Genomic DNA, 23,641 nt, shown 5'->3' on the forward strand with positions numbered 1-23,641 from the left:
GCATGCTCGAGATCTTCCTGCGCACCCTGCCCTTCTTTGCCATCATCGGCATCGGCTACTGGGCCGGGGTGACGCGGTTCTTCTCGCAAGAGGCGACCGCCTGGCTGACCAAGTTCGTGTTCTTCTTCGCCCTCTCGGCGATGCTGTTCCGGTTTTCGGCAACCCTGCCCTTTTCCGAAATCTTCAACGGCCGTCTCGTCGCCGCCTATCTCTGGGGCACGGCCTGCGTCTATGGCATCGCCTCGGCGGTCGCCTTTCTGCGCCGGCTCGACGTGCCCACCGCCGCGGTCGAGGCACAATGCGCCGCCATCGGCAATTCCGGCTTCCTCGGCCTGCCGATGCTGGCGGTCCTGTTCGGCGAACGGGCGATCGGCCCGATCATGCTGACGCTCGCGGTGGATCTGATCGTGTTCTCCAGCCTGATCGTGATCCTCATCAACGGCGGCCGGGACGGGCGGCTGCACCTCGGCACGCTGCGCCTGATCGGCGCGGGGCTGGTACGCAACCCGATGATCCTGTCGATCACGGCGGGGCTGCTGTGGTCCGCGCTTGCCCTGCCGATGCCGCGCCCGCTGAACGACTTCCTGACCATCCTGGGCGGCGCGGCCACGCCCGGGGCGCTGTTTGCCATCGGCGCCTCGCTGGCGGCACGCAGCGCCGAACGCGTGCGCATCGCCGCCTGGCTCAGCTCCGCCAAACTGATCCTGCATCCGCTCTTCGTCGCCCTGGGCGTTCTGGTGATCTTCCCCACCGATTCCTTCTCGGCCCAGGTCGTGATCGCCACCGCCGCCATGCCGGTCGCCGGCAACGTGTTCATGCTGGCCCAGCATTACGGCATCGCCGCCCACCGCGTCTCGGCCGCGATCCTGATCTCGACCGCCGCCAGCATCCTCACCGTGCCCACCATCATCGCGCTGGTCAGCACCCCCTGATCTTCATCTTGCCCGAAAATACTCCCGCCGGAGGCTCCCGCACTGGACGCGCGCGCAAACGCCCGCTAGCCATGCACTGACAGCGACGGAGGTGCCCATGGAAACCCTATCCGAAAACAGATGCTTCGGCGGCACGCAGGGCGTCTATCGCCACCCATCGACCACCTGCCGGTGCGACATGACGTTCGGCCTTTTCCTGCCGGAAGAGGCCAATGACGGCCCGGTGCCGTTGCTGTGGTATCTCTCGGGCCTGACCTGCACGCATGAAAACGCCATGATCAAGGCCGGCACCCAGCAATGGGCCGCCGAACAGGGCATCGCCGTGGTCTTTCCCGACACCAGCCCGCGCGGCGACGACGTGGCAGACGACCCCGAATACGATCTGGGCCAGGGCGCGGGGTTCTACGTCAACGCAACCCAAGACCCCTGGGCCCCGCATTTCCGCATGTGGGATTATGTGGCCGAGGAATTGCCCGCGCTGCTGGCCGAACGCTTTGCCATCGACCCCGACCGGCAGGCGATCACCGGCCATTCCATGGGCGGGCACGGCGCGCTCACGCTGGCGATGAACCTGCCGGGCCGGTTCCGCTCGGTCTCGGCCTTCGCCCCGATCGCCAACCCGACCGGGTCGGACTGGGGCCGCAAGCAGCTGCGTGCCTATCTGGGCGAGGACGAAACCGCCTGGTTGCGGCACGATGCCAGCGTGATGATGCGCGAGGCGGGCTTTGACGGCCCCGTCCTGATCGACCAGGGCACCGCCGACCAGTTCATCGACCTGCTGCGCCCCGACGCGCTGGCCGCCGCCATCGCCGAACGCCGCCAGCCGGCGACGATGCGTATGCAAAAAGGCTATGATCACAGCTACTTCTTCGTCTCCACCTTCATGGAGGATCATGTCACCTTCCACGGCGAGGCGCTCTGGGCCTGACATGGCGGTCTACGTCGATGCCGATGCCTGCCCGGTCCGGGCCGAGGCCGAACGGGTCGCCACCCGGCACGGCGCGCGCCTCTATCTGGTGTCGAACGGCGGACTGCGGCCGTCGCGCAACACGCTGGTGGACACCGTGATCGTGGCCGAGGGCGCGGACGAGGCCGACCGATGGATCGCCGACCGCTGCGGGCCCGGCGACGTGGTGGTGACCGCCGACATCCCTCTGGCCGCGCGCTGCGTCGAAGCCGGCGCCCGCGTGCTGCGCCCGAACGGAGAGGCCTTCACCGCCGCCAATATCGGCCAGCAACTGGCGATGCGCGACCTGATGGCGGATCTGCGCGCGGCCAACCCGCTGGGCGCGGGCGGCGGCGGGCGGGCGTTTTCCAGGGCAGACCGGTCGCGCTTTCTGGATGCGCTCGAACGCGAACTGCGGGCCGCCGGAAGGGGTTGAGATGACAGTCAAGGCCGTCATCTGGGACATTGGCAACGTCCTGATCGGCTGGGATCCGCGGCGGTTCTATGACGCCCGGATCGGCCCGGATCGCCGCCGCGCCCTGTTCGCCCAAGTCGATCTGCACGGCATGAACCTGCGCATCGACCGCGGCGCCCCGTTCCGCGAAACCGTCGAGGCACTGGCCGACGCGCATCCCGGATGGGCCTCCGAGATCCGCATGTGGCACGACAACTGGCTGGAGTTCACCCACCCCATGCCGCGCTCGGAACGGCTGTTCGAAGCACTCCGCCGCCGGGGCGTGCCGGTCTTCGCGCTCAGCAATTTCGGGCGCGGCCCGTTCGAACTTGCGCGCCGGCGCTTTCCCGTTCTGGACCGGTTCGACCGGGTCTTCCTGTCCGGCGATCTGCGCGCGATCAAGCCAGAGCCGGAGATCTACGAAACCCTTGAAACCGGCACCGGCCTGCCGCCGGATGTCTTGCTTTTCGCCGATGACCGGCCGGAAAATATCGACACCGCCCGCGCCCGAGGCTGGCGCACCCACCTGTTCGACGGCCCCGAAGGCTGGGCCGCGCGGCTGGTGGCCGAGGGCCTGCTGACCGAGGAGGACATTGCATGACCATCCCCATCATTCCCTTCGACGAGGGCGAGGCGCTGCTGGACTGGCTGGAACTGACGCAGGCGCTGGCCGACGCGCATGACCTGCCCAAGGCCGAGATCGGCGACACCTTCCTCTACCGCGACCCCGACACGATGCTGACCCGGTCGGCCTGGATCGACGGGCTGGGGATCGCGGTCAAGACCGCCAACATCTTTCCGCGAAACCCGCAGATCGGGGAACCGCTGATCCACGGCGGGGTGTGCCTCTATTCCGACCATGACGGTTCGCTCGCGGCGCTGGTGGATTTTCACCTGGTCACCAAGTGGAAGACGGCGGGCGACAGCCTGCTGGCGGCGCGGCGGCTGGCGCGCCCCGACAGCCGCGAGATCCTGATCGTCGGTGCGGGCACCGTGGGCCAGTCGCTGATCGAAGCCTTTGGCGCGGGGTTCCCCGACGCCCGCTTCACGCTCTGGAACCGGACCCGGGACAAGGCCGAGGCGCTGGCCGCCGAGCTGCCCGGCGTGGCGGTCGCCGACGATCTGGAGGCGGCGGTGCGCGCGGCCGACATCATCGTCACCGCCACCATGTCGTCGGAACCGGTTATCCGGGGGGAATGGCTGCAACCGGGCCAGCATCTGAACCTGATCGGCGCCTACCGCCCCGACATGCGCGAAGCCGACGACGAGGCCCTGCGCCGGTCGCGGATCTTCGTGGACAGTCTCGACACCACGATCGACCATATCGGAGAGTTGAAGATCCCGATCGCAGAGGGCGTCATCTCCGCCGGGGACATTGTCGCGGATTACTACGACCTCGCGGCCTTCGAGCGGCAGAGCGATGACGAGATCACCCTGTTCAAGAACGGCGGCGGCGCGCATCTGGACCTGATGACCAGCCGCTACATCCTGGACAAGTGGACCGCGGCCAAGGGAAGCTGAGGCCGCCGCTCAGGCGGCCACGGCCGGCTCCGGTTCCCGCCGCTGCTCGCGCACCGGCAGGTGCACGATGGCGCTGAACGCGCCCACGGCGACCCCGATCCACCACACGGCGTCGTAGCTGCCGTAGATGTCATACAACTCGCCGCCCAGCCACACGCCCATGAAGCTGCCCAGCTGATGGCTGAAGAACACGATGCCATACAGCGTGCCCATGTAGCGCAGCCCGTAGATATGCGCGATCAGCCCGCTGGTCAGCGGCACGGTGGCCAGCCACAGCGCCCCCATCACGACCGAGAACAGGATCACGGTCGCCGGCGTCATCGGAAAGATGATGAAGGCCGCCGCCGCCACGGTTCGCGCGGCGTAGATCCCGGCCAGAAGGTATTTCTTCGACCAGTATTTCCCGGCCCACCCCGCCAGCAGCGTGCCGCCCACATTGGCCGCGCCGATGATGGCGATCGCCGCCGCCCCCAGCGCCGAGGTGGAAGTGATTCCGATCGAATAGAGCGCCCCGCCAGGCTGGATCGGGCCGCAGACCTCGGTCACGAAGGCGGGGAAATGCGCGGTGACAAAGGCCAGCTGATAGCCGCAGCTGAAAAAGCCCAGAAAGATCAGCGTATAGGACGGGTCGCGAAAGGCGCGTTTCAGGATCGTGCCCATCGACTCTTCCAGTTCCTGCCGGCCTGCCGGGGTCGGCGCCCGCATCAGCGGCAGCGGCAGGATCAGGGCGAGGATTGCCGCGGCGAACACCACGAAGGTCTGCTGCCAGCTCAGAAAGGACAGCATCCATTCCGCCGTCGGCGCGCCCACGATCTGCCCCGCGCTCCCGGCGGCGGTGACGATGGCCAGCGACATCGACCGGTTCTCGTCGCTGGACGCCCGCCCGACCACGGCGAGGATCACGCCGAACCCGGTGCCCGCGATGCCGAACCCCACCAGCCAGGCGTAAAGCTGATGCTCGATCGGCGTGACGGATCCCGAGGTCAGCACCATGCCCAGCGCATAGGTCAACGCCCCTAGCACGATCGCCCGGCGGTCCCCGATCTTTTCCGCCAGCGCCCCGAACAGCGGCTGCCCGATCCCCCAGGCCAGGTTCTGGATCGCGATCGCCAGCGAAAACTCCGAGCGCGGCCAGCCGAACTCTTCGGCGATCGGAATCTGGAACACGCCAAAGGACGCGCGCACGGCAAAGCTGACCAGAATGATGACGCAGCCCACGATCAGGACGGGATTCAGAATGCCGGTTCGAGAGTTCATCGCGCGCCTCCGCAAAAGGTCCGGCGAGGGTATGGAAATTCCGCAACCGGTCAATTCAGAAGTTTTGGCGCACCAGATCAGCGCCGCTTATGCGTCCGGCTTCAGGCGGTTCTTTTCAACCCGCCCGCCCCGCGATATGCAGCGCCGCATGACCGATCTGCCCACGATCTACGCCGAAAAGGCGGCCCGCGGCGAGCTGCGCGCCGATCCCGCGCAACAGGCCGTACTGCCCGAACTGGAACGCATCCGCGCCGCGCTTACCCGCCCGGCGAAACGCGGCCTCTTCCGCAAACCGCCGCCACCGCCCAAGGGGCTCTACCTCTGGGGCGGCGTGGGGCGCGGCAAGTCGATGCTGATGGATCTGTTCGTGGACAATCTCGGCGACGTCCCCTGCCGGCGCGTGCACTTCCACGCCTTCATGCAGGAGATGCACGAAGGCATCCATGCCCAGCGCAGCCGGGGCGCGCGGGACGCGCTGGCCCCGGTCGCGCAGCAGGTCGCCCGGCAGGTCAGGGTGCTGGCCTTCGACGAGATGCAGATCACCGACATCACCGATGCGATGATCGTCGGCCGACTGTTTCAGATCCTGCTCGACGCGGGCGTGGTCGTGGTGACCACCTCGAACCGGTCGCCGGACGACCTCTACAAGGACGGGCTGAACCGCCAGCTTTTCCTGCCCTTCATCCAGCTCATCAAGGACCGGATGGTGGTGCACGAACTGGCCAGCCCCACCGACTATCGCCAGAACCGCCTGCCAGACAGCCCGGTCTGGTTCACGCCGCTCGGCGCGCAGGCGCGCGCCGCAATCGACGCTCTCTGGCACGATCTGACCGGCGGCCATTCCGAACCGCTGGTTCTGCGGGTGAAGGGCCGCGAGCTGCGGATCGACCGCTTCCACAACGGCGTCGCGCGGGTGAATTTCTACGACCTCTGCGGCCGCTATCTCGGCCCGGCGGACTATCTCGCGCTGGCCGAGGAAGCCAAGGTTCTGATCCTCGAGGACATCCCGCGCCTGTCGCGATCGAACTTCAACGAGGCCAAGCGCTTCGTCACCCTGATCGACACGCTCTACGAGGCAAAGGTGCGGTTGATCTGCTCGGCCGCCGCCGAGCCCGAGATGCTCTATGTCGAAGGCGATGGCGCGTTCGAATTCGAACGAACCGCCAGCCGCCTGCGCGAGATGCAGGACGCGAACTGGGGCCGCTAGCCAGAACGGCGCGCGCCCGGCGGCGCCCCCCTCTTGCCCGGCGTGGGAGCGTCAGGCGACCACCTGAAACAGAACCCCGGCCGCAATTGCGCCGACGAGCCCCAGCCCCAGATAGGCGGCAAAGACGCGCGGTTTCACCAGCGACCAGACCGCCGCCATCGCCGGCACCGAACTGACCGCGCCGGCCACCATGAAGGACAGCCCCGCGCCCGTGCTCATCCCTTGATCGATCAGCCCCGCGACCAGAGGCGGCGCGACGTAGGAGTTGAGATAGGCCGGCATGCCGACGAAGGCAGCCAGGATGATCGGGATCAGACCCTCGCCCCCGACGACGGTGGCGATCGCTTCGGCGGGAACATAGCTCACCAGCAGCGCCTCGAGCGTGTAGGCCAGCGCCATCCATTTGAGCAGAAACAACGCATTGCTGGCGAACTCGGCCCGGAACAGCGCGCGGCGGGGCGGCTCGGTCCAGAATTTCCAGACCGGCTTGCCGTCCAGCCGGGGCCCGCAGCCGCAACATCCGGCGGATCTGTATTCCCGAAGCGGCGCGGCAAAGGCGCCCCGGCGCATCATCGCCCGCAGGGCAAAGCCGCCAAGCAGGCCGAGACCCACCGCCGAGGCCGCCTTGGCCACGGCGAAGGGCCAGCCCAGCGCTCCGGCCGTGATGATCAGCGTCGGCGGGTCGATCAGGGGCGAGCTGAGCCAGAAGGCCATCACCGCCGCCAACGGCGCCCCCAGCGCCAGGAGACCGGCGACAAAGGGGATCACCTCGCAGGAGCAGAACGGGGCAAGCCCTCCGAAAAGCGCGGCCAGAATGATCATGCGCACCTCGTGTCCCTCGAAGGCGCGCGCCACCATGACCTCGGCCCCCGTTGCCTTCAGCCAGGCCAGGAGCAGGACGGCGAAGAGGATGTACTGCGACGTATGCAGCAGGGCGCGGCCGGCGAAGGCCGCCGTGTTGGTCAGGTTCGACGGGTCAAGGACCGCAACCGCCGCAAAGCAGGCGGCGATCACCGCCCAAGGGCTCTTCAGGGCCTCGGCCATGGCGCGCCAGCCGCGCCCGGTTGCCTGTGTCGTGTCAGCCATCGTTCGCGGCCCTCTTCGGTGCGTCGGCGCAGCATTCCGACAGGATGAACTGCGCGAGGTTTTCCAATGTGTCATATCGGGCCCGGTTGATGACCGACCGGCCCGCCCTTTCCTGTTCCACCAGCCCGCCGGCGGCGAGGAATTTCAGGTGATGGGCCAGTGTCGAGGGCGGAATTCCCGTCCGGTCCCGGATCTCGCCCACGGTCAGGCCGCCCTGGCCCGCGCGAATGAGGCATTTCAGCACTTTCAGACGCGCCTCCGACCCCATCGCGGCAAAGCCCTGCGCTGCGGTTTCCCACATGATCTCACCCTTGATTCGATATAACTAGGTTTATAGTTATATTTTGAAGTCAACCTCTGCAAGCGATTTTTCAACGGAAAGGGCCGAACTCCGACGGAGCCCGGCCCGATCCGTGCGCGCGCGACGGTGTCAGAGCCGCTCGACCTCTTTCAGCTTGCTGATGCCCAGCACCTTGAGCAGCGCCTTTTCATAGAACGGCTCGCTGGTGCCCTTGCGCAGCTTGCCCAGGAAATATTTCTCGAAGCCGACCTTGGCGACATGCACCCACTTGCCCGAGGACGCCCAGTTCACATTGCGCGGCGGGATCTGCGGCTGCGCGACGAAGGCCACGCCGCTGTCGCCGAAATCCGCAAGACACACCGCGTTCCAGGTGCCGACATGGTCGGGGGTTTGCCCGCGCAGGATCTGGCCGATGTTCATCGCCGTCGCCGTGACCATGGATTCGATCATGAAGCCTGTCTTGGGCACACCGACCGGAACCGGGGTCGGCCCCGTGGGCGGGATCGCAACGCAAACGCCGACGCCGAAGATGTTGGGATATGTCGGGTTGCGTTGATGCTTGTCCACGATGATGAAGCCGCGCGGATTCACCAGCCCCTCGATCCCCATTACGGCGTCGATGCCGCGGAAGGCCGGCAGCATCATCGAAAAACCGAATTCCAGCTCGGTTTCCTTCTTGACTGACCCGTCCTCGGCAATCTCTTCGATGAACATCTTGCCGTCCTCGACCTTCTTGACCTTGGCCGAGGTGATCCACTTGATGTGGTGGTCGCGCATTTCGGATTCCAGGAGCCCCTTGGTATCCCCCACCCCGTCGAGACCCAGATGCCCGATATAGGGTTCAGAGGTGACAAAGGTGATCGGCACCTGGTCGCGGATCTTGCGGCGGCGCAGCTCGGTATCCAGAATGAAGGTGAATTCGTAGGCCGGGCCAAAGCACGACGCGCCCTGCACCGCGCCCACCACGATGGGCCGGGGATTCTTGCAAAATTCCTCGAACGCCTCATGGGCCTTTTCTGCATGATCGACGTGACAGATCGACTGGGTGTGCCCGCCATAGGGGCCCAGTCCCTCGATCTCGTCAAAGGCCAGTTCGGGCCCCGTGGCGATGATGAGATAGTCGTAATCGACCGAAGTCCCATCTTCCAGCTCGATCCGGTTCTGTTGTGGATGCACCTTCTTTGCGGGCACCGGTTTGAAGTCGATCTTCTTCTTGGCCATTATCTTGGACAGATCGACCGAGATGTGTTCCCGCTTGCGCCATCCCACCGCAATCCACGGGTTGGACGGCACGAAATGATACATGGGATCCTTGGTGATCACGGTAATCCGGTCTTCGGGGCGCAGTTGTTCCTGCATCTCGTAGGCCATGATCGACCCGCCAAGCCCAGCCCCCATCACGACGATATGAGCCATTTTTCCTCCTTCTGAAACGCATCTGTGCGGCACAATCAATTCATTTATCCGAATTTGTTATATTTTTTCCACGCATTTTTTTGCGTCTGTGGAGTTTTGATGCGGCGGCCGGAGAGTGACGTTGAAAATCAACATGTTACCGTGGAACAGCCTCCGCGGTTCAAGACGAGGAGGTAGATAAGTCCAGATTGCAGGGAACATAGGTCCAGCCTATCCTGCGCGCATGGCGATTCCGGTGGAAACCTTCTATCTCAACCCCGACGGACAAGGCACGCTTCAGGCACAGATCCAGCAGATGATCGCCGCCGGCATCCTGTCTGGGCGTTTCCGGGTGGGTGAAAAGCTGCCCTCCTCGCGCAAGCTGGCGCGGCATCTGGGCGTCAGCCGGATCACGGTGACGCTGGCCTATACCGAGCTTCTGGCCAATGATTACCTGGTTTCGCGCGGGCGGTCGGGCTATTTCGTGTCCGAGAACGCGCCGATCCCGCCAACCTATGACCCGCCCGCCGCGACCGAGGACAATGTGGACTGGTCCCGCGCACTGGCGCGCAGCTTTACCGGCGGCGATACGCCACGCAAGCCGGCCGACTGGCACAGCTTCCGCTTTCCGTTCATCTACGGGCAGGCCGATCCCACCCTGTTCGACCATGCCAACTGGCGGCTTTGCGCCCTGCGCGCCTTGGGGCAACGGGACTTCGCCTCGATGACCGGCGACTACTACGACGAAGACGACCCGCTTCTGGTCGAGTTCATCGCCCGCAACACCCTGCCCCGGCGCGGCATTACCGCGCGGCCGACCGAGATCCTGATCACGCTGGGCGCGCAGAACGCGTTGTGGCTGACCGCGCAGATCCTGCTGAACCGCCGCCGCAAGGCCGCGATCGAAGATCCCTGCTACTATTCGCTGCGCGACCTGCTGATGCAGGCGCGTTGCCCGCTGACCCCGGTTGCGGTGGATGCCGACGGGCTGCCGCCCGCGGCGATCCCCGACGATACCGACGTGATCTTCACCACCCCCAGCCACCAGAGCCCGACCACGGCGACCATGCCGCTCGACCGGCGCCGGGCGCTGCTGGACCGCGCCCGCGAGATCGACGCGTTGATCATCGAGGACGACTACGAATTCGAAATGGCCTTTCTCGGCGCCCCCTCGCCGGCGCTGAAGTCGCTCGACCGCGACGGCCGGGTGATTTATATCGGCAGCTTCTCGAAATCGCTGTTCCCGGGACTGCGGCTAGGCTACCTGGTCGGCTCCGAAGCCTTCATCCGCGAGGCCCGCGCCCTGCGCGCCAGCGTGCTGCGCCACCCGCCGGGCCACATCCAGCGCACCGCGGCCTATTTCCTTTCACTGGGCCACTACGATGCCCAGATTCGCCGCATGGCCTCGGTCTTGCACCGCCGCCGGCGGACGATCGAGAAGGCGATCGAGGAACACGGGCTGACGGTGGCCGGTCGGGGCGTCTATGGCGGCTCGTCGCTGTGGATGCAGGCGCCGCCGGGGAGCGACACCGCGAGACTGGCCGAGATCCTGCGCGAGCGCAGCGTGCTCATCGAACCGGGAGCCCCATTCTTCGCCGGCGAGGACCGGCCCACGCATTTCTATCGCTTGGGCTATTCCTCGATCCCGTCCTCCAGGATCCCCGAGGGTATCCACCGCATCGCCCAGGCGCTGGCATCGTGACCACGCTGACCGCCCTGGCCGTCACCGCCTTCCTCGCCGCGACGATCCTGCCGTTTTCGTCCGAGGCGCTGCTGGCCGCGGCGCTGGCGGCCGGCGACACCGATCCGCACCTTGCGATCGCTGTCGCGGCCATGGCCAATACCGCTGGTGCCGTCTTGAACTGGTGGCTCGGGCGCTACCTGCTGCACTGGCAGGACCGCCGCTGGTTTCCCTTCTCCCCCGACCAGCTTTCCCGCGCATCCGACCGGTTCAACCGGTACGGAACTTGGTCCCTGCTGCTCTCCTGGGTGCCCCTGATCGGCGATCCGCTCACCTTCGCCGCAGGCACCCTCCGCGTGCCTCTCACCCTGTTTTTCCCGCTGGTCGCTATCGGCAAGACGGCCCGCTATGCCGCGATAGGGTTGCTGTTCTGACCGCCGGACCGCGCGCCGCCCGCTGCTGCGGTTTCCCGGTCCGGCCGCGCCCGCGCACGCTAAAAGCAGAAAACCCCGAAACGACCCGTTTCTTTCTGGTCCGAAATACCCCGGGGGGCGCGGGGGGCGGAGCCCCCCGCATCGGTCGGATCGCGCGAGCGATCCGAAACACCTCTGTCAGACGATCCCCGCGTGCTCCATCGCCGCGTCGATCGCCGCCTTGGTGCCGTCCTGCAGCCCGGTCAGCGGCAGCCGGACCTCCTCGGAACACATCCCCAGCTTCGACAGCGCGTATTTCGCGCCCACCAGTCCCGGCTCGAGGAAGATCGCCTCGTGCAGCGGCATCAACCGGTCCTGATATTCCAGCGCCTTGGCATAATCCCCCGCCAGGGTCGCGTTCTGAAACTCGGCACACAGCCGCGGCGCAACGTTCGCGGTGACCGAAATGCACCCCACCCCGCCATGCGCGTTGAACCCCAGCGCCGAGGCATCCTCGCCCGACAGCTGGATGAAATCCGCCCCGCAGGTCGCGCGCTGCTTGCTCACGCGGGTGATGTCTCCGGTGGCGTCCTTGACCCCGATGATCCGCGGCAGCCTGGCGAGCTCGCCCATCGTCTCCGGCGTCATGTCGATCACCGACCGGCCGGGGATGTTGTAGATGAAGATTGGCAGCTCGCAGCAATCATGCAGCGCCGTGAAATGCGCGATCAGCCCGCGCTGGGTCGGCTTGTTGTAATAGGGCGTGACCACCAGCGCCGCGTCGGCCCCCACCGCCTCTGCATGACGCATGAATCGAATCGCCTCCACCGTGTTGTTTGACCCCGCGCCCGCGATCACCGGCACGCGCCCGGCCGCGGCCCTGACCACCTCGGCCACCACGGTTTCGTGTTCCTCATGCGTCAGCGTCGGGCTCTCGCCGGTCGTGCCCACCGGCACCAGCGCCGCCGTTCCTTCGCCGATCTGCCACTCGACCAGGCGTTTGAGCGTCTCCAGGTCCAGCTCACCGTTGCGGAAAGGGGTGACGAGAGCCGTCATCGAGCCTTTGAACATGGGTGCGCTCCTCTTGTCGTCGCAGTCATGCGGGCGAAAGCCCGCCGGCACAGGATCGTGATCCGTTTGCGGGTTGAACCCGGACGGTCACGGTTTATCGTCACAGCCTCTAGCCTTGGTTGACATGGGTTTGCAAGTGATGAGGCGCATCCTGTTCGGCGTGATCGGTCTGGTTCTGCTCTGCGCCACCCTGACAGGGCCCGCGCTTGCCAGTGACTCGGATGCTCTGAAACGCGCCCTCGCGGCGATGCGCGACGGCAAATGGACCGTCGCGCTGAACGTCGCTGGCCGGCGCGGGTCGATCGCGCGCGACATCATCGTCTGGCACTGGCTGCACGCCGGCGAAGGCAGCGACGGCGACGTTCTGGTGTTCCTGAACCGACGCCCGGACTGGCCGGGCCTGACCCGGCTGCGCCGCAAGAGCGAGCCATCCTTCACCAATGCCGCCCCCGAACGCGTGCTGAAATTCCACGCCGGCCATCGCCCGCAGACCGCGGAAGGCGCGCTGAACTACGCCGTGGCGCTGGCCACGCAGGGGCGTGAAGGCGATGCTCAGGCCGAAATCGTGCTCGCCTGGCGCACCATGCCGATGGGCGAAGGGTTGCAGCGGACCTATCTTGAAAACTACGGCACGCTTCTGAAGCCGCATCACTGGGCGCGGCTGGACCGGATGCTGTGGGATGGGCACTACATCAGCGCGAAACGGATTCTGCCGCTGGTGGACGAAGGCCACCGCCGGCTGGCCGAGGCCCGCATCGCCCTGGCCGAGCGCAAACCGGGGGTCGATGCGCTGATCGCCAGGGTGCCGAAGGCGCTGAAGGACGACCCCGGCCTTGTCTACGCGCGGTTCGTCTGGCGCGATCGCAAGGATCTGGACGACAGCGCCATCACGCTGCTTCTGGCGCGCAGCACGAGCGCCGAGAGCCTCGGCGAGCCGGCGAAATGGGCGCCGCGCCGGCGCAAGCTGGCCCGGCAGGAGATGCGCGACGGCGATCCGGCACGCGCCTACCGGATCGCGGCGACGCATCAGCTGACGCCCGAGGACGGCTATTCCTACGCTGATCTGGAATGGCTCGCCGGCTACATCGCGCTGCGCAAGCTGAACGATCCAGCGAGGGCGGTGGAACATTTCAAACGTTTCGGCGCGGCGGTGGCCTCCCCGATTTCCAAAAGCCGGGCAGGCTACTGGCTGGGTCGCGCCTACGCGGCGCTGGGCAATGCGGACAAGGCGCACGACGCCTACGCAATGGCCGCCGATTTTCAGACCGCGTTCTACGGCCTTCTGGCGGCAGAGCGGATCGGGCGGCCCTTCGACCCGGCTCTGGCGAACCCCGAAACGCCGCCCGACTGGCGCAAGGCCGCCTTCCTGAAATCCTCGGTCGCGCAGGCCGCATTGCTGCTCATCAAGGCGGATGAACCGGGGCTTGCGCGCGTGTTTCTGACCCATCTGGCCGACAGTCTGGACCCGCAAGAGGTCGCGCAGCTGGGCCAGATGGCCGTGGATCTGGGCCAGCCTTACCTCGCCGTGATGATCGCCAAGCAGGCGGCGCGGCGCGGCATCATTCTGCCCGGCGCCTATTACCCCCTGCACCCGGTGGCGAAGGAAAAGCTGCCCATGGCGCCCGAAATGGTCCTGGCCATCGCCCGGCGGGAAAGCGAGTTCAACCCCCTGGTCATCAGCGGCGCCGGCGCGCGCGGGCTGATGCAGGTGATGCCCGCCACGGCAAAGAAGGTGGCGCGCGATCTGGGCATCCTCGCCGCCCACGCCACCAGCCGCCTGACCCGCGAATGGGACTACAACGCCAAACTGGGGGCGAACTACCTGTCCGGGTTGGCGGGGCGGTTCGACGGCAACGTGGTGCTGATGGCCGCTGGCTACAACGCAGGCCCCGGTCGCCCGGCGGAATGGATCGAGCGCTACGGCGACCCGCGTGCGCCCGCGGTGGACGTGGTTGACTGGATCGAGCACATCCCCTTCAGCGAAACCCGCAACTATGTGATGCGCGTGACCGAAAGCCTGCCGGTCTATCGCGCACGCCTGGGCAAGCCGGCGCTGCCGATACCGTTCAGCAGGGAACTCAAGGGCTCAACCCTTGCGGCGTTCGCGCCACAAGGTGAATAGGCCCGCCCCGACCACCAGCGCCGCCCCCAGCGCCACGTTCAGGCGGATCGTCTCTCCGAACACCGTGATGCCAAGGATCGCCGCCCACACGAGGTGGAAATAGGCAAAGGGCTGCACCGCGCTGGCCTCGGCCACCTCGTAGCAGCGGATCAGCAGCCAGTGCCCGAAGGCCCCCGATACGCACAGCAGCACCATCCACCCCCAGTCCGGCGCGGTCATCGGCTGCCAGTGATAGAGTCCGAACCCGGTCAGGAACGCCGCCCCCACGACCCCGGTCCAGAAGAAACTGGTCGCGGTGCTGTCGCGGCGGGCGGCATAGCGGGTCAGAAGCCCGTAAAGCGCGAACATGAAGGCCGAAACCAACGGCACCACGGCGGCCGGATCGAACACCCCGCCGCTGGGCCGCAGGATGATCAGCACGCCGACGAACCCCACGCCGATCGCCGCCCAGCGCCGCCAGCCGACCGATTCGCCCAGCACCGGCCCCGACAGCGCCGCCACCAGCAGCGGATAGCAGATGAACACGGCCAGACTGTCGATCAGCCCCAAGAGCGTGAAGCCGTAAACCGCCACGCAGATCTCGCCCGCCAGCAGCACGCCGCGAAACGCCTGCAGCAGCGGCTGCTCGGTCCGGGCCGCCGCGCGCAAGCCCCCCGGCGCGCGCGCGGCGACCGACAGCACGAAGGCGGCGAAGAACCAGTATCGGATCATCACCACCATCCAGGTGTTGTAGCTGCCCGCCAGGTGGCGCGAGATCCCGTCCTGCAGGGCAAAGACGATCGTGGCCGCGATCATCAGCGCGATGCCGGCGGGGACGTTGTTGCTCTGCGCGGTCACGGCCCGCGTCATGGCAGCCTCGCCCGCGTCATGTGCCGCTTGCGTCCATAGCCAGGGGCGCGTTCCACCTCGAACCCCGCCGCCGCCAGACCGCGACGGACGAAGCCGGCCGCTGTGTAGGTCGCCGCCGAGCCGCCGTGCCGCGTATGGCGGGCCACTTCGGCCAACAGCGGCTCTTCCCACAGCTCGGGATTCTTCGCCGGCGCAAACCCGTCCAAGAACCACGCATCCGCGACCCCGGCCCAGGACGGCAGGGTTTCGCGCGCATCCCCCACGATCAGCTCGAACCGTAGACTGCCCAGATCGCACGCCCCGCCCTCCCAGGCCTCCAGGAACCGTCCGGCCCACGGCGCGAGTTCGGGAAAAGCCGCCAGCGCACGCGCCATCTCCTCGGGGGCCATCGGAAAAGCCTCGAAACTGGTGAACCGCAGCGAACCTTCCACCCCGGCCTGCTCCCACGCGGCCCAGGCCGCCAGCATGTTCAGCCCGGTGCCAAAGCCCAACTCGGCGATGTGGAACCCCGGCGCGAACCGCTCGGGCAAGCCATTGCCCGTCAGAAACACATGCCGCGTCTCGGCCAGCCCGTCCTGCAGTGAAAAATACGGATCGTCAAAGCGCGCCGACACCGGCACGCCATCGTCGTTCCAGTTCAGTTCCGCGCGCTGGCGCATGGTCGCACAATCCCCTAGACCGTGGCATAACTGAACAATGACGGGGGCTTTGGCAATGGTCGATGTGACGGTGCGCGGGGCGGGCATCTTCGGGCTCTCGATCGCATGGGAATGCGCCTGCCGCGGCGCGCGGGTGCAGGTGGTGGATCCCGCCGGTCCCGGCACCGGCGCCTCCGGCGGGCTGGTCGGGGCGCTGGCGCCGCATGTGCCCGAAAACTGGAACGACAAGAAAGCCTTCCAGCTGGCCAGCCTGCTGATGGCCCGCGACTTCTGGGCGGGGGTCGAGGCGACCGGCGGCGTGTCGCCCGGCTATGCCCGCACCGGGCGGCTGCAACCCATCGCGGACGACCGCGCGCTGGACCTTGCCCGCCGCCGCGAAGGCACGGCTCGCGCGCTCTGGTCCGATCACGCGATCTGGCGCGTGCGCCCGGCCTCCGACCTGGGAGATTGGGCGCCGCCCAGCGCCACGGGCCTCGTCATCCACGACACGCTCAGCGCCCGCATGTCCCCCCGCCGCGCCTGCGCGGCGCTGGTCGCGGCACTCGCGGTGCGCGGGGTCGAGGTGCAGCCCGAGGCCCCGGATCGCGGCGCCGTGATCCACGCCACCGGCATCGCCGGGCTGGAAGAGCTCAACCGCCATTTCGGCCGCACCATCGGCAGCGGGGTCAAGGGCCAGGCCGCGCTGCTGCGCTTCCACGCCCCCGAAAACGCCCCGCAGATCTTCGCGGACTCGATCCACATCATCCCGCACGCGGACGGCACCGTGGCGATCGGATCGACCAGCGAACGCGACTACGACGACCCCGCTGCCACCGACGCCCGTCTCGACGCCGTGATCGACCGGGCCATGGCGGCAATGCCGGTACTGCACGGCGCCGAAGTCATCGAACGCTGGGCCGGAATCCGCCCTCGCGCCCGCTCCCGCGCGCCCATGCTTGGCCTCCACCCGATCCACAACGGCCATTTCATCGCCAATGGCGGCTTCAAGATCGGCTTCGGCATGGCCCCCAAAGTGGCACAAGTCATGGCCGACCTCGTCCTCGAAAACCGCGACGACATCCCCGAGGACTTCCGCCCCGAAGCTTCCCTCTGACCGATCCCGCTTCTTTCTGGTCGAAAATACCCCGGGGAGCGCGAGGGGCAGAGCCCCTCGCCCCGGTCGGATCGCGCCAGCGGTCCGAAACCCTCAGCCCGTCTCGGCCGCCGCCGTCATGCACTGCCGCCCGTCCGGCCCGCGAACCCACAGCTCGCGCCCCTTGAGACACAGCTCGGCGGTATCGAAATGCATCAGCGGAGACGACGCCCGGAACGCGAACCCCGCGAGCGGCCCGATCGCCTCCTCTGCCAGCAGCATCAGCAGCTGCGCCAGAAGCGGTCCATGCACCACCAGCCCGTCATAGCCCTCCACCTGCCGTGCATAATCCAGGTCGTAATGAATTCTGTGCCCGTTGAAGGTCAACGCCGAATAGCGAAACAGAAGAGTCGTCGAAAACGATACTGTGCGCCTCTCGGTCTCGTCGCGCCGCGCCTCGGGCGGCGCCGGGCGCGCGGCGGACGGATCGGGATCTTCGCGATAGACCAGATCCTGCCACTCGGTCACGCAAACCCGCCTGCCTTGCGAAATCTCGTGGCGCAGCGTGACAAAGGCCAGCGGCCCGCTCCGTCCGGTCTTGCGCACCGCCTGCTCCAGATGGCTCACCCGCTCGGCCGGCACCCCCGCCAGCAAAGGCGCGTGGAACGCAAGCCGCCCCCCGGCCCACATCCGCCGCGGCAGCCCCATGTCGGGGATGATGCCGTCCCCCACTCTGGGATGGCCGTCCCGGCCCAGCGCACCCGGCGGTCGCGGGGCCCAGAAATAGAGCTGGTGAAAGAACGGCGGCAGGACCGACCCCGCCCCAATCGTCGGTTCCTGTCCCAGCGCCACCTGAAACGCCGCCGCGCGGGCAGGATCCATCAGGTCGGCCTGCCGCTCGGTGGTTTGACACCCGGTCCGCTTCTCGCCACCCTGCATGGGCCGCACGCTAACCGCCCCCCGCGAAAAGGACAATCCCGGATGCCCCCCTCGCGTCGCCAGCCTCGATCACCTGGTTCTGACCGTCGCCGACATCGAAGCCACGGTCGCCTTCTACACCCGCGCGCTCGGCATGACCGCCGAGATCTTCCACCCCGCCGACGGCTCGATCCGCCATGCGCTCCGCTTCGGCAACCAGAAGATCAACCTGCACCCCGCCGCCGCGCCCTTTGCGCCGCACGCCACGGCCCCCGCACCGGCGCCACCGGCCCGATCCTGTCGATCTACATCCGCGACCCCGACAACAACCTTGTCGAAATCGCCACCCGCTTGCGGCGTTGACCCGGCTTGCGACTCCGGCCCGCAACGGTTACGCAGGGCCCGAAATGGGACGCAAGGGAAGGCGGCGATGCAGGACGACCCGAAAACTCTGGTTTCAACCGACTGGCTGGCGCGCCACCTGAAGGATCCCGACCTGCGGATCCTCGACGCTTCCTGGTATCTGCCGCAGCAGAACCGCGACGCGCGCGCCGAATACGAGGCCGCCCATATCCCCGGCGCCCGGTTCTTCGACATAGACGACATCGCCGACCATCGCTCGGATCTGCCGCACATGGCCCCGCCGCCGGAAAAGTTCATGTCGCGGCTGCGCGCGATGGGCGTGGGCGACGGCCATCAGGTCGTGGTCTATGACGGCGCCGGGCTGCAATCGGCCGCCCGCGTCTGGTGGCTGTTCAAGCTGATGGGCCAGGACAATGTCGCGGTGCTCGACGGCGGCCTGCCCAAATGGCAGGCCGAAGGCCGCGAGGTCGAAGACCTGCCCCCCGTGATCCGCGACCGGCACATGACCGCGCGCGTCCAGAACCACCTTGTGCGCGACGTCACCCAGGTATCCGCCGCGTCCAAGCTGGGCGATCACGAGATCGTCGATGCGCGCTCGGCCGGGCGCTTCCGCGGAGAAGAGCCCGAACCGCGCGAGGGGCTGCGCGGCGGCCACATTCCGGGCTCGAAGAACGTCCCCTACACCGCGCTTCTGAACGACGACGGAACGATGAGATCCCCCGAAGAGTGCCGCGCCGTGTTCGAGGCCGCCGGCGTGGACCTCGGCAAACCGATCATCACCACCTGCGGCTCCGGCGTCACCGCCGCGATCCTGTGTCTTGCGCTTCAGCGCATGGGCAAGACCGATTACGCGCTCTATGACGGCTCCTGGGCCGAATGGGGCGCCTTCTCCACCCTCCCCGTCGCCACCGGAGACGACTGATGTTCGAGAACCTGAAGGAACAACCCGCCGACAAGATTCTGATGCTGATGAAGATGTTCGCCGACGACCCGCGCGAACGGAAAATCGACCTTGGCGTCGGGGTGTACCGGAATGCGCAGGGCGTCACGCCAGTGATGCGCGCGGTCAAGTCCGCCGAAAGGACGCTGTGGGAGGAACAGACCACCAAGTCCTATACCGGCCTGATCGGCGACCCGGCCTTCGGCGATGCGATGATCGGCCTGGTGCTGGGCAATGCCGTCCCCCGCGAAACCGTGGCCGCCGCCGCGACCCCCGGCGGCACCGGCGCGGTGCGCCAGGCGTTAGAACTGATCCGCATGGCGAACCCGCAGGCCAGGATATGGGTATCCGACCCGACCTGGCCCAACCATCTGTCGATCCTGAACTACCTCAAGATGGAGACGGTTCCCTACCGCTATTTCGACGCCGAAACGCGCGGCGTCGATTTCACCGGCATGATGGAGGATCTGGGCCGCGCCGCCCCCGGCGACGTGGTGCTGCTGCACGGCTGCTGCCACAACCCCACCGGCGCGAACCTCAACATGGTGGAATGGCAGGCGGTGATCGACCTGCTGAACCAACGCGGCCTGATGCCGATGATCGACATCGCCTACCAGGGCTTCGGCGACGGGCTCGAAGAGGACGCCGCCGCCACCCGACTCGTGGCCTCGTCGGTGCCCGAATGCCTGATCGCGGCGAGCTGTTCCAAGAACTTCGGCATCTACCGCGAACGCACCGGCATCCTGATGGCAGTGGCGCAGGATGCCGCGCGCCAGCCGGTCAACCAGGGTACGCTGGCCTTCCTCAACCGCCAGAACTATTCCTTCCCGCCCGATCACGGGGCGCGGCTGGTCACCATGATCCTGAACGACGACGCGCTGCGCGCCGAATGGACCGCCGAACTGGAAGAGATGCGCACCGGCATGCTGGCGATCCGCCAGCAGCTTGCGGACGAGCTGCAGCGGCTGACTGGCTCGGACCGCTTCGCCTTTCTCGCCCAGCACCGCGGCATGTTCTCACGGCTCGGCACCACCCCCGAGATGGTCGACAAACTGCGCACCGACTATGGGATCTACATGGTGGGCGACAGCCGGATGAACATTGCCGGGTTGAACGCGCAGACCGTTCCGATCCTTGCCCGCGCCATCGTCGACGCAGGGATCTGACCTCGGAACGACTGCCTCTCCGACGACAGCACTCCAACCAGCTTCTTTCTGGTCCGAAATACCCCGGGGGGCGCGGGGGGCAGAGCCCCCCGCCCCGCGGCCACATTGCCCCTGCCATCCCCGGCACCAGACACCATGATCCCCGGCGCCAGAAAGAAACGGGCGGCACAAAGGCCGCCCGTTCCGTCGTTCTGCGCCTAGGGTTACGCCTTTTATTCCTTCGACTTGAAGGAAACGGCCCTGGACCGCGGCGTGGCGTCGGCCAGCTTGCGGATGTTGCCGAAGGTCAGCTTGTACTCGGGCGGGATGAGTTCGCTGACACCCGGGTTCACCACGTTGCCCCGGCTGCCCGCGGGCGAGCCGAACACCATCGCCACATGGCCGCGCTTGGCGGTGTCGGTGGGATAGGCCATGCCCTGGGTCGCCCCGTTCTCGTTCGTGATCTCGATGAGATCGCCGGCGTTGATGCCCATTTCGGCCATGTCGTCGGGGTTCATCTCGATGAACGGATAGGGGAAGCGGTCCTGGATGAAGTCGTTGGCCTGATCCAGGAACTGGTTCTGCCAGAAGATGTTGGCCCGCACGTTGTTGACGAAGAACTAGTGGTTCGCCGCCTCGCGCGCCTTGCCTTCGGCGGCATAACCGCGCCACTGGGCCGCACAGAACAGCGCCTTCTTGTCCTCGCGGCCATGCCGGTCGAACTTGCCGTCGGCATAGAGACGCGGCGTGCCGATCAGCTTGCCGTTCTCATAACCCACGACCGGCTCCTGCACCCCGTTGTTGCCCATCGCGCGCAGGCGCTCATAGGTCACTTCCGGGTTGCCCTGATGGTAGCCGTCCATGAAGGCGTCTTCCTCGGTCTCCCAGTCGTAGCCCTTGAACTGATCGGCATATTCGTCGTTGCCCATCTCGTTCAGGACGCGCTCCATGTTCTGGGCGATGCCGTCCGCGATCAGGCAGTCGGGCTTGGACTGGCCGTAGGGGTCCATGTATTTCTCGGAAAGACGCAGGCGCCGCTCGCCGTTCATCGAGGTGAGGTTCATCTCGTTGGCTTCGCAGGCGGGCAGGATCACATGCGCGTTCTGGCCGATCTGGCTGTGGATGATGTCCATGTCCACCACGAACAGACCGCCCGCGTTGACCGCCGCGACGATCGCGTCCACCAGCTCCTCGCGGGTGCCGCCGGCGGCTGCGTCCATCGCCTCCTTGACCATGTCGGCGCGCTTCTTCAGCACGCGCTTGAACTCGGCCGCGTTCAGCGTGGTCTTGTAGTGGTCGCAGGCCCAGATATGATAGACCTTGCCGCCGCCGCGGATCAGGTGCCGGTCGAAATAGGTGGCCGGACGGCCCACATGGGCGTCCGAGGGACGGTAGTAGCCTTCCTGGTGACCGCCCAGACGGCAGCACCCGCCGCCTTCGCGGCCGATATTGCCGGTGGCCAGCGAGATGTTCACCAGCGCGCCGATGGTGCGGTAGTTGTCGTTGCCCCAGATGATGCCCTTTTCATAGGCGGTGACGCATTTGCGGCGCGACCCGTCATCATGCGGCTTGGCGATCCACTCGGCGACCTTGACGATGTCGTCCTTGGACACGCCGCAGATTTCCGCCGCCTCACCCAGCGAGGTGCGGCAGGTTTCCATGGCATAGTCGAGGCTGCCCAGACCCGCCGGCTGACCGGAATCTTCGGCCACGGCCTCTCCGCCCTGGAAAGTGGAGTTGGCGATGAACTCCTTGTCGATCCAGCCGTTGTCCACGATATGCGTGAGCAGCGCGTTGAACAGCACCATGTCGGTGCCCGGCGTGATCGCCAGATGCAGCACGTTCTCCTTGCCGGCGACTTCCTCGGCGGCGTTCACCGTGACCGTCCGGCGCGGGTCCACCATGATGAACTTCGCCCCGTTCTGCATCCCCGGAACCATGTGGTTGAGGAACAGGTTGGTCTGCGTCTCCATCGGGTTGGCACCGACGACGAAGATGGTGTCGGTCACTTCGTAGTCCGAGTAGCTGTAGTTCAGCTCTCCCACGCCCATGTCGCGGGACGAATGCACCTCGGAGTTGTAGCCGGGGCGGTTGTGGATCCGGCAATTCTTGACCTTCATGCTCTGGAAGTAGAGCTTGCCGGTCGCCCAGGTATTTTCATAGCCGCCGGCCGAGCCGCCGTGGTCGAACATCGACACCAGAAGTTCGTCCTCGCCGTATTCGGCGAGGATTTTCGCCGTGACACGGGCCACCAGATCCAGCGCGTCATCCCACGACGTCGGCTGCCACACGCCGTTGCGCCACACCATCGGGTCGGTCAGGCGCTGCTGCTGGGTGAGCGTGATCTCCGAAGGGCGGTTTTCCGCCATCCGCGCGCCGCGGATCGAGCCGAGCCCCGAGTTCACCACGCAGTCGTCATCGGGCACCACCATCAGGTGCACGTCCTTCCCGTCCTGCTTGACGATGTTATACATCGACGGGTTGACCCAGGTGCCCATGGCACCCTGCTGTTCGTTCAGGTTCACGCCGAAGGCGTTGTTTTCCGGCGTACCCTGCTTGTTGCGCGGCCAGGTGTAGGCCTTGTAGCCGCAGCCGACGATGCAATAGTGGCAGGTCACGTTGTGAACCTTCGCGTCCGCGGGCGGGATCGGAAGGCGGTCGATCTGTCTCTTGTAAGCCATGTGTGATCCTCTCCCTTACAGCACGTTCGACATGCGGCCGTAGATCAGGTCGCTGCAGCCTTCGGCGTAGATGTCGCCCTTGTCATCGACGCGCAGGGTGAATTGCGGAACGTTCGACGTGGCGTGGCCCCAGGTCTGCTGGCCACCGGCCTCGACGTCGAAGCGCGAGAAGTGGCCAGGGCAGTTCAGGGTGTGATCCTCGCCGTTGTAGGACATGTTGAAACCCTTGTGCGGACAGAGCGTCGAGAAGGCGACGATGTCGCCGTCCGGGCCCACGCCGCCCTCGACCGACTGGCCCAACTTCAGCAGAACGCCGGGGCTGTCGGCGTCGGGATATTCGATGTCCACGGGTTCGTTGACCTTCAGGTCGGCCACGTTGGCCAGCCTGTTCGACGGGTAGTCGATCTGCGCCAGCGCCGGGGCCGCCTTGGCCTCTTGCGCAGGGGCCACCGCCGCGACGGCTGCGCCAGCGGTTGCCATCGCACCGCCGCGCAGGAACTGGCGACGGCCGACATCGACCATGCCTTTGCATCTTTTCATGAGTTTCCTCCCAACTTGTGGTGACAGCAAAACTATCACCGCCAAGAAGGTCGATGGGGCGCGCATTTCGGGAATTGGTTCAGGTTAA

General features: G+C 66.6%; 23 protein-coding genes and 1 pseudogene. 13 read left to right on the forward strand and 11 right to left on the reverse strand.

The features are described from left to right. Nucleotides 1-2 precede the first annotated feature (2 nt). From C4S70_RS03835 to C4S70_RS03855, 5 genes are all read left to right on the forward strand, one after another. A complete protein-coding gene (locus C4S70_RS03835) occupies nt 3-932 on the forward strand; it encodes an AEC family transporter (RefSeq protein WP_104006788.1) in 930 nt (309 codons plus the stop codon). A 97-nt stretch (nt 933-1,029) separates the two neighbouring features. Next, nucleotides 1,030-1,860, forward strand: coding sequence for an S-formylglutathione hydrolase (gene fghA, locus C4S70_RS03840; RefSeq protein WP_104006789.1), 831 nt, complete (start codon nt 1,030-1,032; stop codon nt 1,858-1,860). Nucleotide 1,861: 1 nt separating this feature from the next. Beyond that, entirely contained in the window at nt 1,862-2,314 is a 453-nt protein-coding gene (locus C4S70_RS03845) for a YaiI/YqxD family protein (RefSeq protein ID WP_104006790.1), read from the forward strand. A 1-nt stretch (nt 2,315) separates the two neighbouring features. Then, the gene (locus tag C4S70_RS03850; protein ID WP_104006973.1) at nt 2,316-2,933 is read left to right on the forward strand and encodes an HAD family hydrolase; all 618 of its coding nucleotides are present in this window, start codon (nt 2,316-2,318) and stop codon (nt 2,931-2,933) included. Next, the gene (locus tag C4S70_RS03855) at nt 2,930-3,853 is read left to right on the forward strand and encodes an ornithine cyclodeaminase family protein (protein WP_104006791.1); all 924 of its coding nucleotides are present in this window, start codon (nt 2,930-2,932) and stop codon (nt 3,851-3,853) included. Before C4S70_RS03850 ends, C4S70_RS03855 begins: the two co-directional genes overlap by 4 nt. 9 nt (nt 3,854-3,862) lie before the next feature. Here the strand turns inward: C4S70_RS03855 and C4S70_RS03860 are convergent, their stop codons facing one another. Then, on the reverse strand, nt 3,863-5,110 hold the full coding sequence (locus tag C4S70_RS03860; protein ID WP_104006792.1) for an MFS transporter: 1,248 nt from the start codon (nt 5,108-5,110) through the stop codon (nt 3,863-3,865). Nucleotides 5,111-5,258: 148 nt separating this feature from the next. Between C4S70_RS03860 and zapE the strand changes: the two genes are divergently transcribed. After that, on the forward strand, nt 5,259-6,317 hold the full coding sequence (gene zapE / locus C4S70_RS03865) for a cell division protein ZapE (RefSeq protein ID WP_104006974.1): 1,059 nt from the start codon (nt 5,259-5,261) through the stop codon (nt 6,315-6,317). Nucleotides 6,318-6,368: 51 nt separating this feature from the next. Here zapE and C4S70_RS03870 read toward each other — a convergent pair whose 3' ends face one another. The 3 genes from C4S70_RS03870 to C4S70_RS03880 all read right to left on the reverse strand — a co-directional run bounded on the left by C4S70_RS03870 (nt 6,369) and on the right by C4S70_RS03880 (nt 9,120). Then, a complete protein-coding gene (locus tag C4S70_RS03870) occupies nt 6,369-7,403 on the reverse strand; it encodes a permease (protein WP_104006793.1) in 1,035 nt (344 codons plus the stop codon). Continuing rightward, nucleotides 7,396-7,704: an ArsR/SmtB family transcription factor gene (locus tag C4S70_RS03875; RefSeq protein ID WP_104006794.1), complete on the reverse strand. Its 309-nt coding sequence runs from the start codon at nt 7,702-7,704 to the stop codon at nt 7,396-7,398. Before C4S70_RS03875 ends, C4S70_RS03870 begins: the two co-directional genes overlap by 8 nt. Nucleotides 7,705-7,833: 129 nt before the next feature. Then, on the reverse strand, nt 7,834-9,120 hold the full coding sequence (locus tag C4S70_RS03880; protein WP_104006795.1) for an NAD(P)/FAD-dependent oxidoreductase: 1,287 nt from the start codon (nt 9,118-9,120) through the stop codon (nt 7,834-7,836). 223 nt (nt 9,121-9,343) lie between these two features. On the opposite strand from C4S70_RS03880, the gene pdxR reads away from it, so the two are divergent. Beyond that, complete coding sequence (gene pdxR, locus C4S70_RS03885) at nt 9,344-10,801, forward strand: MocR-like pyridoxine biosynthesis transcription factor PdxR (RefSeq protein ID WP_104006796.1); 1,458 nt, start codon at nt 9,344-9,346, stop codon at nt 10,799-10,801. Continuing rightward, the gene (locus C4S70_RS03890; RefSeq protein ID WP_104006797.1) at nt 10,798-11,214 is read left to right on the forward strand and encodes a YqaA family protein; all 417 of its coding nucleotides are present in this window, start codon (nt 10,798-10,800) and stop codon (nt 11,212-11,214) included. Before pdxR ends, C4S70_RS03890 begins: the two co-directional genes overlap by 4 nt. A gap of 177 nt (nt 11,215-11,391) precedes the next feature. Here the strand turns inward: C4S70_RS03890 and dapA are convergent, their stop codons facing one another. Further along, nucleotides 11,392-12,264 carry a 4-hydroxy-tetrahydrodipicolinate synthase gene (dapA, locus tag C4S70_RS03895; RefSeq protein ID WP_104006798.1) on the reverse strand — a complete coding sequence of 291 codons (873 nt, stop codon included), beginning with the start codon at nt 12,262-12,264 and terminating at the stop codon, nt 11,392-11,394. A 139-nt stretch (nt 12,265-12,403) separates the two neighbouring features. Here dapA and C4S70_RS03900 point away from each other — a divergent pair, with 139 nt between their 5' ends. Beyond that, complete coding sequence (locus C4S70_RS03900) at nt 12,404-14,386, forward strand: lytic transglycosylase domain-containing protein (protein WP_104006799.1); 1,983 nt, start codon at nt 12,404-12,406, stop codon at nt 14,384-14,386. Here C4S70_RS03900 and C4S70_RS03905 read toward each other — a convergent pair. Both C4S70_RS03905 and mnmD read right to left on the reverse strand, forming a co-directional pair. Next, entirely contained in the window at nt 14,351-15,235 is an 885-nt protein-coding gene (locus C4S70_RS03905; protein WP_104006800.1) for a DMT family transporter, read from the reverse strand. The genes C4S70_RS03900 and C4S70_RS03905 overlap by 36 nt on opposite strands. Beyond that, nucleotides 15,232-15,894, reverse strand: a complete 663-nt coding sequence (gene mnmD / locus C4S70_RS03910) for a tRNA (5-methylaminomethyl-2-thiouridine)(34)-methyltransferase MnmD (RefSeq protein ID WP_146064170.1) — start codon at nt 15,892-15,894, stop codon at nt 15,232-15,234. The genes C4S70_RS03905 and mnmD overlap by 4 nt, the downstream gene beginning before the upstream one ends. A gap of 55 nt (nt 15,895-15,949) precedes the next feature. Here mnmD and C4S70_RS03915 point away from each other — a divergent pair, with 55 nt between their 5' ends. Next, nucleotides 15,950-16,987, forward strand: coding sequence for an NAD(P)/FAD-dependent oxidoreductase (locus C4S70_RS03915; protein WP_104006802.1), 1,038 nt, complete (start codon nt 15,950-15,952; stop codon nt 16,985-16,987). A gap of 93 nt (nt 16,988-17,080) precedes the next feature. On the opposite strand, the gene C4S70_RS03920 is transcribed toward C4S70_RS03915, so the two are convergent. Next, entirely contained in the window at nt 17,081-17,848 is a 768-nt protein-coding gene (locus tag C4S70_RS03920) for an FAS1-like dehydratase domain-containing protein (protein WP_235003686.1), read from the reverse strand. 55 nt (nt 17,849-17,903) lie between these two features. On the opposite strand from C4S70_RS03920, the pseudogene C4S70_RS19520 reads away from it, so the two are divergent. The 3 genes and pseudogenes from C4S70_RS19520 to C4S70_RS03935 form a co-directional block, all read left to right on the forward strand. Further along, nucleotides 17,904-18,056: pseudogene (locus tag C4S70_RS19520) on the forward strand (VOC family protein); the annotation flags it as partial. A 258-nt stretch (nt 18,057-18,314) separates the two neighbouring features. Beyond that, on the forward strand, nt 18,315-19,169 hold the full coding sequence (sseA, locus tag C4S70_RS03930; protein WP_104006804.1) for a 3-mercaptopyruvate sulfurtransferase: 855 nt from the start codon (nt 18,315-18,317) through the stop codon (nt 19,167-19,169). Next, complete coding sequence (locus C4S70_RS03935) at nt 19,169-20,353, forward strand: amino acid aminotransferase (RefSeq protein ID WP_104006805.1); 1,185 nt, start codon at nt 19,169-19,171, stop codon at nt 20,351-20,353. Before sseA ends, C4S70_RS03935 begins: the two co-directional genes overlap by 1 nt. Before the next feature lie 212 nt (nt 20,354-20,565). Here C4S70_RS03935 and C4S70_RS18980 read toward each other — a convergent pair whose 3' ends face one another. The 3 genes from C4S70_RS18980 to C4S70_RS03945 are packed head-to-tail and all read right to left on the reverse strand — an operon-like array spanning nt 20,566 to nt 23,553. Beyond that, entirely contained in the window at nt 20,566-20,937 is a 372-nt protein-coding gene (locus C4S70_RS18980; RefSeq protein WP_235003688.1) for a molybdopterin dinucleotide binding domain-containing protein, read from the reverse strand. A gap of 15 nt (nt 20,938-20,952) precedes the next feature. Further along, nucleotides 20,953-23,013: an arsenate reductase (azurin) large subunit gene (locus C4S70_RS03940; protein ID WP_235003689.1), complete on the reverse strand. Its 2,061-nt coding sequence runs from the start codon at nt 23,011-23,013 to the stop codon at nt 20,953-20,955. A 15-nt stretch (nt 23,014-23,028) separates the two neighbouring features. Further along, nucleotides 23,029-23,553, reverse strand: coding sequence for an arsenate reductase (azurin) small subunit (locus C4S70_RS03945; RefSeq protein ID WP_104006806.1), 525 nt, complete (start codon nt 23,551-23,553; stop codon nt 23,029-23,031). Nucleotides 23,554-23,641 lie beyond the last annotated feature (88 nt).

Origin of the sequence: Jhaorihella thermophila, assembly GCF_900108275.1 — a bacterium.
Classification (GTDB): domain Bacteria; phylum Pseudomonadota; class Alphaproteobacteria; order Rhodobacterales; family Rhodobacteraceae; genus Jhaorihella; species Jhaorihella thermophila.

Excerpts from the sequence above, each read along its gene's own strand:
- C4S70_RS03835 (WP_104006788.1), top strand. The coding sequence starts at position 3 with ATGCTCGAGATCTTCCTGCGCACCCTGCCCTTCTTTGCCATCATCGGC.
- fghA (WP_104006789.1), top strand. The coding sequence starts at position 1,030 with ATGGAAACCCTATCCGAAAACAGATGCTTCGGCGGCACGCAGGGCGTC.
- C4S70_RS03845 (WP_104006790.1), top strand. The coding sequence starts at position 1,862 with ATGGCGGTCTACGTCGATGCCGATGCCTGCCCGGTCCGGGCCGAGGCC.
- C4S70_RS03850 (WP_104006973.1), top strand. The coding sequence starts at position 2,316 with ATGACAGTCAAGGCCGTCATCTGGGACATTGGCAACGTCCTGATCGGC.
- C4S70_RS03855 (WP_104006791.1), top strand. The coding sequence starts at position 2,930 with ATGACCATCCCCATCATTCCCTTCGACGAGGGCGAGGCGCTGCTGGAC.
- C4S70_RS03860 (WP_104006792.1), bottom strand. The coding sequence starts at position 5,110 with ATGAACTCTCGAACCGGCATTCTGAATCCCGTCCTGATCGTGGGCTGC.
- zapE (WP_104006974.1), top strand. The coding sequence starts at position 5,259 with ATGACCGATCTGCCCACGATCTACGCCGAAAAGGCGGCCCGCGGCGAG.
- C4S70_RS03870 (WP_104006793.1), bottom strand. The coding sequence starts at position 7,403 with ATGGCTGACACGACACAGGCAACCGGGCGCGGCTGGCGCGCCATGGCC.
- C4S70_RS03875 (WP_104006794.1), bottom strand. The coding sequence starts at position 7,704 with ATGTGGGAAACCGCAGCGCAGGGCTTTGCCGCGATGGGGTCGGAGGCG.
- C4S70_RS03880 (WP_104006795.1), bottom strand. The coding sequence starts at position 9,120 with ATGGCTCATATCGTCGTGATGGGGGCTGGGCTTGGCGGGTCGATCATG.
- pdxR (WP_104006796.1), top strand. The coding sequence starts at position 9,344 with ATGGCGATTCCGGTGGAAACCTTCTATCTCAACCCCGACGGACAAGGC.
- dapA (WP_104006798.1), bottom strand. The coding sequence starts at position 12,264 with ATGTTCAAAGGCTCGATGACGGCTCTCGTCACCCCTTTCCGCAACGGT.
- C4S70_RS03900 (WP_104006799.1), top strand. The coding sequence starts at position 12,404 with ATGAGGCGCATCCTGTTCGGCGTGATCGGTCTGGTTCTGCTCTGCGCC.
- C4S70_RS03905 (WP_104006800.1), bottom strand. The coding sequence starts at position 15,235 with ATGACGCGGGCCGTGACCGCGCAGAGCAACAACGTCCCCGCCGGCATC.
- mnmD (WP_146064170.1), bottom strand. The coding sequence starts at position 15,894 with ATGCGCCAGCGCGCGGAACTGAACTGGAACGACGATGGCGTGCCGGTG.
- C4S70_RS03915 (WP_104006802.1), top strand. The coding sequence starts at position 15,950 with ATGGTCGATGTGACGGTGCGCGGGGCGGGCATCTTCGGGCTCTCGATC.
- C4S70_RS03920 (WP_235003686.1), bottom strand. The coding sequence starts at position 17,848 with ATGGATCCTGCCCGCGCGGCGGCGTTTCAGGTGGCGCTGGGACAGGAA.
- sseA (WP_104006804.1), top strand. The coding sequence starts at position 18,315 with ATGCAGGACGACCCGAAAACTCTGGTTTCAACCGACTGGCTGGCGCGC.
- C4S70_RS03935 (WP_104006805.1), top strand. The coding sequence starts at position 19,169 with ATGTTCGAGAACCTGAAGGAACAACCCGCCGACAAGATTCTGATGCTG.
- C4S70_RS03940 (WP_235003689.1), bottom strand. The coding sequence starts at position 23,013 with ATGGCTTACAAGAGACAGATCGACCGCCTTCCGATCCCGCCCGCGGAC.
- C4S70_RS03945 (WP_104006806.1), bottom strand. The coding sequence starts at position 23,553 with ATGAAAAGATGCAAAGGCATGGTCGATGTCGGCCGTCGCCAGTTCCTG.